The organism is bacterium (assembly GCA_030019025.1).
GTDB lineage: Bacteria > Hydrothermota > Hydrothermia > UBA1063 > UBA1063 > UBA1063.
In genome coordinates this window covers 17,681-27,212 of the sequence record JASEFR010000026.1, presented here as the reverse complement: position 1 = coordinate 27,212, position 9,532 = coordinate 17,681, and the positions used below count along the sequence as shown (strand labels likewise).

9 protein-coding genes and 1 pseudogene are annotated in these 9,532 nt (G+C 40.5%); 1 reads left to right on the top strand and 9 read right to left on the bottom strand.

Features of this window, described 5'->3' with window-relative positions; genetic code table 11:
* From tpiA to QMD82_07120, 3 genes are all read right to left on the bottom strand, one after another.
* A partial coding sequence (gene tpiA, locus QMD82_07130) for a triose-phosphate isomerase (GenBank protein ID MDI6851687.1) occupies positions 1–616 on the bottom strand: 616 nt, incomplete at its 3' end.
* 80 nt (positions 617–696) lie between these two features.
* Positions 697–1,569 carry a patatin-like phospholipase family protein gene (locus QMD82_07125; protein MDI6851686.1) on the bottom strand — a complete coding sequence of 291 codons (873 nt, stop codon included), beginning with the start codon at positions 1,567–1,569 and terminating at the stop codon, positions 697–699.
* Complete coding sequence (locus QMD82_07120) at positions 1,566–2,432, bottom strand: hypothetical protein (protein MDI6851685.1); 867 nt, start codon at positions 2,430–2,432, stop codon at positions 1,566–1,568. Before QMD82_07120 ends, QMD82_07125 begins: the two co-directional genes overlap by 4 nt.
* 109 nt (positions 2,433–2,541) lie before the next feature.
* On the opposite strand from QMD82_07120, the gene QMD82_07115 reads away from it, so the two are divergent.
* The gene (locus tag QMD82_07115; protein ID MDI6851684.1) at positions 2,542–3,195 is read left to right on the top strand and encodes a hypothetical protein; all 654 of its coding nucleotides are present in this window, start codon (positions 2,542–2,544) and stop codon (positions 3,193–3,195) included.
* A gap of 53 nt (positions 3,196–3,248) precedes the next feature.
* Here QMD82_07115 and QMD82_07110 read toward each other — a convergent pair.
* The 6 genes and pseudogenes from QMD82_07110 to ileS form a co-directional block, all read right to left on the bottom strand.
* A pseudogene (locus tag QMD82_07110) lies at positions 3,249–3,335 on the bottom strand (DUF1232 domain-containing protein).
* Between the two features lie 97 nt (positions 3,336–3,432).
* Entirely contained in the window at positions 3,433–3,804 is a 372-nt protein-coding gene (locus QMD82_07105) for a YraN family protein (protein MDI6851683.1), read from the bottom strand.
* Complete coding sequence (locus QMD82_07100) at positions 3,767–5,080, bottom strand: GWxTD domain-containing protein (protein MDI6851682.1); 1,314 nt, start codon at positions 5,078–5,080, stop codon at positions 3,767–3,769. Before QMD82_07100 ends, QMD82_07105 begins: the two co-directional genes overlap by 38 nt.
* Complete coding sequence (locus tag QMD82_07095; protein MDI6851681.1) at positions 5,028–6,182, bottom strand: GWxTD domain-containing protein; 1,155 nt, start codon at positions 6,180–6,182, stop codon at positions 5,028–5,030. The genes QMD82_07100 and QMD82_07095 overlap by 53 nt, the downstream gene beginning before the upstream one ends.
* On the bottom strand, positions 6,179–6,712 hold the full coding sequence (locus tag QMD82_07090) for a DUF177 domain-containing protein (protein ID MDI6851680.1): 534 nt from the start codon (positions 6,710–6,712) through the stop codon (positions 6,179–6,181). Before QMD82_07090 ends, QMD82_07095 begins: the two co-directional genes overlap by 4 nt.
* The gene (gene ileS / locus QMD82_07085; GenBank protein MDI6851679.1) at positions 6,702–9,494 is read right to left on the bottom strand and encodes an isoleucine--tRNA ligase; all 2,793 of its coding nucleotides are present in this window, start codon (positions 9,492–9,494) and stop codon (positions 6,702–6,704) included. The genes QMD82_07090 and ileS overlap by 11 nt, the downstream gene beginning before the upstream one ends.
* Positions 9,495–9,532 lie beyond the last annotated feature (38 nt).

The window sequence follows — 9,532 nt, the reverse complement described above, 5'->3', positions numbered from 1 at the left end:
CCTTAGCCAACTTCCGGTTATACAATTGAGCCACAACGTTTCGAATAAACAAAGCAACATCCGCTGCATCTTTAGGACTGCAGGGCTTACCCGTCCCGATTGCCCAAACCGGTTCATAGGCAATTACTACGCTTTTTACCTCATCCCCACTCAAATAGGCAAGATCGGAAATCAATTGACTTTCTACAACTTGTTTGTGTACACCTTTTTCCCTTTGCTCAAGGGTTTCACCAATACAAAGAATGGGGGTCATGCCTTCACCTAAAACCGCTTTTAGCTTTCTCGCTATCATTTCATCACTCTCAGAAAAATATCTCCTCCTCTCTGAATGTCCAATAACCACGTAATCACAGTTAAGTGCCTTTAACATTTTGGGCGAGATTTCCCCTGTGTAGGCGCCTTCTTTTTCGTAAAAGACATTCTGTGCCCCGAGTTTAAGCAACCTCTTGTCAATTATTGTTGAAACATTATATAGAGCGGTAAAGGGCGGTATTACTGCAACTTCATACGGAGTCTTTATTTCCATAAGTCTATTTTGAAGCTCCTTCACAAAAGCCTCTGCCTCAGTGTGAGTCATATACATCTTCCAATTTCCTGCAATAATTCCCTTTCTCATTGCGTTTGTAATTATAAATTTTCCAATGCGTACAGTCAAAGAAAAGATAAAACTTTGAAAAGGGAACCGGGTACTCTAATCTACTGGGCTAATTTTTTCAGAATTGAGTCTTTAAGCTCCTGGGCTTTGTTATAACCTGCGCTAATAGCAACTTCCGCCTTATTAAATTCGTGAGAATCTATGCCAGAGTCTACTTCAATATACACGTCACAGGGATAGTCTTCCAGTCTATTGAGATTAATTTCGCTTATCATCAAGTGAGAAACTTTGATTATGTAGGAAATAAATCCCATTGCTTCTTCCCGAAACTTGTTAACTTCCCTCTTCTTGGTTATCCGATCAATCAAACCCGTTTTTTCTTTTAAGTTTATCTCATCAGAATCGGCAAACCTCACCGTATGCCTTATCGCGGGGATGACATTTACCGCTATAGAAAAATAGTTCTCGTCGAGGAGGCTAAGAGCCCTCACGGGAACATTATCGAGCACTCCACCGTCCACCACTATTCTGTCAGAGGTTACTGGAACAAAGACAAAAGGTATACTGGTGCTCATCAATATTGCCTTTACCAGGTCTCCGCGGTCAAAATAAAGGGCTTCATTGTTGGTAACATCCACTGCTGTCGCAATAAACTTTTTTCTTAGTGCCTGGATTTTAATGTAGCCGAGATAACTCCTTAAGAACTCTTCAACGCCGGAAAGCCCTATAAATCCTTGAGTAGATAGTGAAATGTTAAATATTTTCGCCATCTTTTTAAAATCCATTTCCGTGGCGATTCTCTCCATCTCCTGGGGAGTAAAGCCAGAACAGTAAAATCCGCCCACGAGCGCACCCATGCTGGTTCCCACCACAAGGTCAGGGGAAATCCCCCACTCTTCCAAGGCCTTTATAACGCCTATATGAGCGTACCCCTTTGCAGCACCACCACCTAGCAGAAGAGCAACTTTTTTCATTGTAAAATATACCTCCAGGTTATAAAAACCGCCTTTTTACGGTAAGAAATTATAAAATCACTACTTTTGTAGTGCAATTCCATACCAATTCCGTAAGATTTATCCTTTAAGGTGTATCCTGTAAAAATTCCAATCCACTTTAAAGGGGTAACTCTGAGGGACGAAGAATAATTAGGTCTTCCATCCTTTTCAATAAATCCGTCCACAGAAAAGGAAAAAAACTCTAAAGGCTCAAGGTTTATGCCCACACCCCCAGAAAGATTCAAGACATCTTTGCTGTATTTACTATAGTAAATACCTGAAATCACATTCTTTAAAGAAATCCCGACACTAATTCCCCTTCTTTTGTAAATCATGCCAAGGTCAATGGAAAAACCATTCCCTGTGTCTAAATTAACCTCCGGAGCTCCATCTTTTACCAACGCCTCGCCAAATCTTACGAAATAATAGCCTAAACGCAGGCCACCGTAAAGATTATAATAGAGCATATCGGAAATAGCCAGACTAAATTCGTCTATGGAATACTCCACTTCCCTATCCGGAGTCTTCACTTCTCTACGGTTTACCAACCTGTAATAGAATGCCGCGTTCTTGGAAAAAAAACCTACCGCTGTTAAATTTCTAAACTTCATGTGCGTCCCATAATTCAGAATATCGCTGATACTTTCAGGAACATAACCAAAAGTGAAAGAGAGACCGCCTCGCACTAACAGTGAGAAGGCAGAAACATTGTCAATATTTGGAAAGCCATATCTCGCTACAACGGAGTAGGCAAGTCCAGGAACGGAAGCATCAGCAGGAAGGCCACCGAACTCAGAAGGGTTGATTAGCGAAATTACAAAAAAGAACATAACAATTGCCATATTGTTTTTATTATAAAGTATTCTGCTCAATTACGCTCCCTTTACTTTCCCAAGCCGATATAGATAAGTTCAACTTGAATTTTGTAAAGAGAAGTTTTATCATCTTTTTATGAATATAAAACATCGGCTTGCACTCTATTTAACGTCACTGCTAATTCTTTACGTCGGGACGATTTATATTACAAAGTTGAAGATTGAAAAAACGCAGCAAGAAATCGGTGAAATAAAAAGCGCCATCAAGAATAGCTATAACAAACTCACAGATCTGATGAGTTCTTCAATTTATCAAATTTTGGCACTACCCCAAAAGGATACAGTGGAAATTATTCTTAAGGCCCGCGCGCACCTTTTCCTATCATCAACCGATCCATTTAACAGTTTAGTTGAAGAAAACAACTACGAGCTCGCCCTCTACTATATGAACAAAAAGTCTACTCTATTCTTTGAAATAGTAAATTACGCATGGGAATTTGTTCCCAATCTGAGAAACACCAGAGCAATTACTGATGTTCTGGAAGTAATTGGAGATGTTGAACTAACAGTCGACTCGCTTCTTACAAAGGCAAAAATATTATACCAGACAGAGAACTTTTACAGGAAAATTTACAATTTTCTGTGGCCCTTCAGCAGCCTCAAAAAAACAAAGAATAGCAAGCCGGCAAATCCTACCCAGAAGATCAATGTTAGTAATGTTCCAACAAGCTCAAAAAGCTTTTTATTTCTTATCTTAGAATTACTCGCTTTTGAAACAGCTTCAACGTAAACTTCCGCGGGTGTGAGTTTCCTTGCGAGATAAAACATCGCAGGAATAATAAAAAGATCGTCCAGATAACCCAAAACAGGTATGAAATCGGGTATTATATCCAACGGGGAGAAGGCATAACTCAGAGAAAAGAAGCACAAGACCTTTACATACCAAGGTGTCCGTTTGTCAACAAGAATGTAATAAATAGTATTAATAACAAAAGCAATATCTGCCCCTGCCTGGGCGAGCCCGTCTCTAAACTTCAAAAAAATTTTCAATGTGCTCAACTTCCTTATCTTGACCCTTTATTCCAATAAAATCAAATCGAACCGGTCCCTGCCATCCCCGCTCCATTAAATACACCGAGGCAACCTTTAACAGGTTGGTACGCTTCCTGTAGGTAATTGTTTCTGATGGTTCCATGAAATTTCCCGTAAGGCTTCGTACCTCCACGAAAACTAACACATTATCCTTGAGGGCAATTATATCAATTTCCCCAAATCTTTTTCTGTAATTCCTCTCAAGGATTTTATAGCCTTTTCCGCGAAGATACTTGGCAGCTAATTCTTCAAATTCTTTACCTTTTTGCTTAGAAACTCTGCCTTTGAAGATCCGATGGAGAAACATATTTCATCCAGTCTGGTTTAGAAGGCTCAGAGGGATCTGAAGAATAAACAAGTTCGAAATCACCGGTATTTTTTATATCCACAAACACAAATTCCTTAAATCCTCCAGAATAGTAAATCCAGTGCTCGCGATTCCTGGATGTCAAACCGAAGGTTACTCTGTTTATTTCATCAGGCGGACCAAATTTTATGTAGATTCGACCCCTATCTGAAAGCCTTCCAGGCTTTTCAGGAAGGGAAAAGTTTTCATCAGCGTATTTGCACCTTTTCATAAACTCCACAAAAAACTCATTGTACTCAGTTTCTGGCGTGGGGTCAAGCTTTTTCCAGAACTTTTTAAGATACAGTATTTTCCCTTCCTCGGGGAGCTCCTTGAGTTCCCTGAGTTCCTCAGGAGTAGCGAAGTAGTCAATGAAATAGAAATAGGTTAAATTTTCCATTTGTTGCTCGGGCAAAACCGAAGAATAGTAGATAAACTCTCTATCCCTTATTACTGAACTCCCAGTGGACGGATCAACCGCTTGAACCTTCAGAGTATATCTGCCAGACTTCAACCCCTCCAGCAAAATACCGTCCCTGACAACAGGAAGTTCATCCTTGTATCTTTTGATCGGCGTTGAGGCTCTGACAGGGTTGCCTTTTTCATCAAGAATAAAATACCTAACAAAATAAGGGAGTGTGTCTTTCGATAGATGGTAAAGTTCCATGTAGAAAAACAAAGTATCCTTTCCCTCGAAGTATATGCCCGAAGGGTTTGGAATCTGAACATAACCAAACCTTCCAAAAATAGAATCCTCACCAGGATAGGTTGTAAAAAGGAGCTGAAGATCGGAGGCACTTAGTGAAGTATCCGGGTCAAGCGCACTTAAACTAAACTTAACAAATCCCCTGTTTCTTGAATTTAAATCCGAAATGGTAAACGTCACTTCGTAAATCCCCGGTATGAGAGAAGCCCAAAACTTATCCACTGAGAAATTCAAAGGCTTCGACGTTCTTTGTGTCCACTCTGAAACTATTGGCTTCTCAAGGTTCTTGCCCTGAATTTCAACCCTTGCTTTAAACCCCTCAACATCTTTTTTCCTTTTGAGGGAATTTAAATTAATCATATAACTGAATTCACAAACGGTGATAGAATCTGATCTCAAAAACCTTGAATATTCAAGTAAAAAATCCACCTTTCCCTCGCTTTTGTACACCTGCGAGGGAACCTGGGGAAAAACTCCTCTATTTTCTGAGGATCTCGTAAAAAATATAGCGAGGAGGATCAACAATTTCATAATCTCCAACCCCCTTTAAATCCATAAATACAAAACGGTAATTTTTGTAATAATAGTACCACACCTCGTAAGAAGGCGCCTCAAGGTCAAAGGGATGTCTCTCAATCTCATCAGGTGGACCGAGAACAATATAGCAGATACCCCTATCAGAGATTGCACCCCTTTTTAAATGGGATGAAAAGTTTTCGTCAGCATATTCAACTCTGTTCCAGAACTCCTCTTCAAATTCATTGAGCTCTGTTTCGGGTGTGGGATCCCGCCTCTTCCAGAATCTTTCCCAATAACTTTTAAGGGAGTCAGAATTCTTTTTGTAATAATTAAAAGAATCCAATTCCGTTTGAGGCACCATAAAAGAAAGGATTGTGATTATTTGATTTAACTCTGAAGGTGTAAAATCAATGGGAAGGGTGAAAAGAGTCAAACGGGCTTCTCTCTTTTCCTGCCCGGCTGATAAGACGACCTTATAACTTCCTGATTTGAGCTCTGCGAAATTCACCTCAATGAAGTTATCACCTCTGTTCAAGATCCCATTCAGTTCTAAAACGGGTCTCACCGATATAATCTGTAATCTAAAAGGAATAGAATCTTTCAAGGACCTCACATAATAAATCCCCTTTTTTCCTCTTACATAAGATGGTGACGGCCTTTTTGAACCCTCTAATAAAGCCGTTGAATCAAGAAGTACCGGATCAGAAATTAAACCCGGTGCTTTCACAGCCTGCACAAACTCCGCTATTACATTTCCCTCTGAGTCCTTTAATCTAAACCGTAATCTGTATTCTGGAAATCTCTTAATTTTAAACGCGAACATCCTCTGATACCATTTGGATTGTTTGGTCTCTTTGAAGGTAGAGGCCAGAACTTCCATCGTCCAGCTGTTTCCAAAAAGGAGATTCTTTCTATTATCAAATACTTCGGCTTCCAATTCGGCGTAACTCTTGTAGGAATCACCCTCCCTGTAAAATATTAGATTCTGCCTATTAAAACTAACAAAGGTTACAAACTGTATTGAGTCCCCGTTATCCTCAGGTAAAAGATAGACCAGTACCTCGCTTTTCTTTGAAGTATAAAGACTTAGAAGAATTGCTAAAAGGAGATTCATTTCTTTTCCAGCTTTTTCCGTAATTCTTTAAGTTTCTTTTGCCACTCATTTTCCTCTTTTAAAGTTCCTACATGCTCACAGGTTGTCATGTTGAGATTAACTCCACATACGGGACAAAGTCCCTTGCAGTCCTCACTACACAATGGTTTCATGGGTACAGAAAGGATAATGCTATCCCTTACTAAGGGAGTTGTATCCACTTCCTGGGTAGGTGCAAATATTGAATAAATGTCTTCGTCACTCAAGTATTTTTCAGGTTCTACTTCCTCCTGCCCTGGTTTCACGTAGTATTCATCCACCGTATTAAAAGATTGCTCAAACTCCTCGAGACACCTTGAACAGGTCAAAACAAGAATAAACTTAGAATCAATTCTAATCTTAACTCTGCTTCCTCTCTTTTCAACAGTGGTATGGACAAAAGCCTTATCCTTTAAGCGGAAATCCAAGCCTAAGAGATCAAGCTCCGATGGGCCTAAGGACTCAAAATACTCCGTGATTCCATCCTTTAAATTGAGAATATCAATTTTCACTCTTAATTCCCCTCACCACTTCAAGACATTTAGGACACAACCCCGGATGCTCAGGGTCTTCCCCTACCTTTTGGTGCCAAATCCAGCACCTTTCACATTTCTTCCCTGATGCATGCTCAACGGAGATCTTAATTCCCTCAAAATCCTGAAAAACAAAATCACCCTGTGCTTTTCCGTTCAAAGAAACTTGCGAGACTATGAAAAGTTCCCCAAGATACGATTCATACTTTCTGAGGACATTAAACACCTCACGGTTATCGGCGTTAATTAACACCTTAGCCTCCAAGCGGTCACTCAAAATCTTTTCATCCTTTCTTGCTCTCTCTATCAGGAGCAGGACCTTATCCCTTACATCAAGAAGTACTTCAAAATCTCTCAATATTTCTTCATTATCATATATAGGGTTAATTGAGGGCCAGTCTGCCAAAAATACACTCTCTTCTTTATTCCCCGGAAGATATCCCCATGCCTCCTCCGCAGTGAAAGATAGTATCGGTGAGATCACAATAAGAAGCTCTTTCAAGATTTCATAAATAACGATCTGGGCAGAACGCCTTCCAGGGGTATCCGCACCCCACGTGTAAAGCCGATCCTTAAGAACGTCAAGGTAAAAGGCTGATAGATCCACAACAATGAAGTTGTAAAGGGTATGATACACCTTGTAGAAGTAGAAATTATCATAAGCATCCTCTATAGTCCTTTTAACTTGATTCCACTTGGCAAGCATATATTTCTCGAGGGGTATCAAATCCTCGTATTTAACCCTTTTACTTTCATCCCAGTCGTAAAGGTTACCAAGCATAAACCGGAAAGTGTTCCGGATCTTTCTATAAGAATCCACCAGTCTTGTCAAGATTTCCTCTCCAAGTCTCACATCCTCAGTATAATCACTGGAAGCCACCCAGAGTCTCAGAATGTCCGCTCCGTATTTACTTATAACCTCTTCAGGTAGAATCACATTACCAAGGCTCTTATGCATCGCTTTACCTTCTTCATCAACTACCCATCCGTGGGTTATGACATTTTTATAGGGAGCACTTCCACAATAGGCGGTACCAAGCATAAGGGACGCATTAAACCAACCACGGTGTTGATCTGAACCTTCAAGATACACATCCGATGGCCATGGCAAACCGTACTTTTCCGAAACCACAATATAAGAGATCCCAGAATCAAACCAAACATCTAAAATATCCTGCTCTTTATCAAATTGATTTCCGCCGCACCTTGGACAGTGTACCTTTCCTTCCGTAAATACGCTTACATCCCTGACAAGCCAAGCATCAACCTCACCTTGCTCAACATATTCTGCCAGATTATCAACAACCTTTCGGTTCAGGAAAGTTTCACCACAACTTTTACATTTTAAAGCAGGAATAAATACACCCCAGCTTCTCTGCCTTGAAATAACCCAATCGGGTCTTTCCTTTACCGATGTATGTATTCTTACCTGCCCCTCCTCGGGGTGCCATTTTACTTTCAAAATTTCACCCAGTGCTTTATCCCTTAGTCCAGCATGATCTACACTCAAAAACCATTGGTGAGTTGCCCTGAAAATCAAGGGGCCTTTACAGCGCCAGCAGTGCGGGTAACTGTGAGTTATTTTGGAAAGCTTTACAAATTTCCCTTTCTCTTTCAAAACTTCTATGACCTTCTTGGACGCTTCATCAGTGTCAAGCCCTTCAAACTCAGGTGCTTCTGCTGTAAATTTTCCGCTTTCGTCCACCGGTGAGATTATAGGAAGTTTATATTCTCTTCCCACTTCAAAGTCTTCTTTGCCGTGACCGGGGGCAATATGGACAATACCCGTTCCATCCTCCGTTGTCACAAAAGTTCCGAGAATCATCGGTGAAACTCTATCGATGAAGGGATGTTTGAATTTAAGGCCTTCAAGCTCTTTTCCTCTAAACTTTTTCACGATCTCAAAATTCTCACCAAGGATGTCCCTGTTGCTTTCTATTAGCTCTTCCGCCAGCAAGTATGTTCTCTCTTCGGTTTTTACAACCACATATACAAGATCGGGATGGACGGCCAGGGCAGTGTTGGAAATTATGGTCCAGGGTGTGGTTGTCCACACCAGTGGATAGAAATCAGTCTCTAAAGGTTCAAAGGTAAACCAGAGAGAAGGTGATTCTTTATCTTTATATTCAATTTCAGCCATTGCGAGAGTTGTTTTACACCGTGGACACCAGTGAACAGGAAGATAACTTCTGTAGATATATCCTTTCTCCACAAGTTCAGCGAGAATCCGCAGCTCCTTTGCCTCATAGTAGGGATCCATTGTTAGGTAAGGATTTTCCCAGTCTCCAAAAACTCCCAGCCTTTTGAACTCTTCACGCTGAATCTCAACCCACCTCTTGGCAAAATTCCTGCAATCCCTCCTTAAATTTTGCTTTAGGAGAGGTTCCCCCATCTCAGAGGCGTCGGACAAAAGCCTTTTGTACTCTGGATGTGTCTTTATGACCTCCAGTTCAATGGGCATACCATGATTGTCCCAACCCGGCACATAAGGAGCATAAAAACCTTTTAAAGACTTATACTTAACGAGAAAATCCTTAAGAATTTTATTTAGCGCAGTGCCAAGATGGATGTGACCATTTGAATAAGGAGGACCATCGTGCAAAATAAAAACCTTACCTGAATTTTTTCTCTTTTCTATATTTTTCTGGTAAATTTTTCTCTCCCCCCACCAATTCAATCGGAGTGGCTCTTTTTTAGTCAGCTCTGCCTTCATTGAAAAGTCGGTTTTAGGCAAATTAACAGTATCTCTATAATCTCGCATAGAATCCTCCATTTCAAGCAGTACTTAAATATAATTCA

Excerpts from the sequence above, each read along its gene's own strand:
- QMD82_07120 (MDI6851685.1), bottom strand. The coding sequence starts at position 2,432 with ATGGCAATTGTTATGTTCTTTTTTGTAATTTCGCTAATCAACCCTTCT.
- QMD82_07105 (MDI6851683.1), bottom strand. The coding sequence starts at position 3,804 with ATGTTTCTCCATCGGATCTTCAAAGGCAGAGTTTCTAAGCAAAAAGGT.
- QMD82_07100 (MDI6851682.1), bottom strand. The coding sequence starts at position 5,080 with ATGAAATTGTTGATCCTCCTCGCTATATTTTTTACGAGATCCTCAGAA.
- ileS (MDI6851679.1), bottom strand. The coding sequence starts at position 9,494 with ATGCGAGATTATAGAGATACTGTTAATTTGCCTAAAACCGACTTTTCA.
- QMD82_07095 (MDI6851681.1), bottom strand. The coding sequence starts at position 6,182 with ATGAATCTCCTTTTAGCAATTCTTCTAAGTCTTTATACTTCAAAGAAA.
- QMD82_07115 (MDI6851684.1), top strand. The coding sequence starts at position 2,542 with ATGAATATAAAACATCGGCTTGCACTCTATTTAACGTCACTGCTAATT.
- QMD82_07125 (MDI6851686.1), bottom strand. The coding sequence starts at position 1,569 with ATGAAAAAAGTTGCTCTTCTGCTAGGTGGTGGTGCTGCAAAGGGGTAC.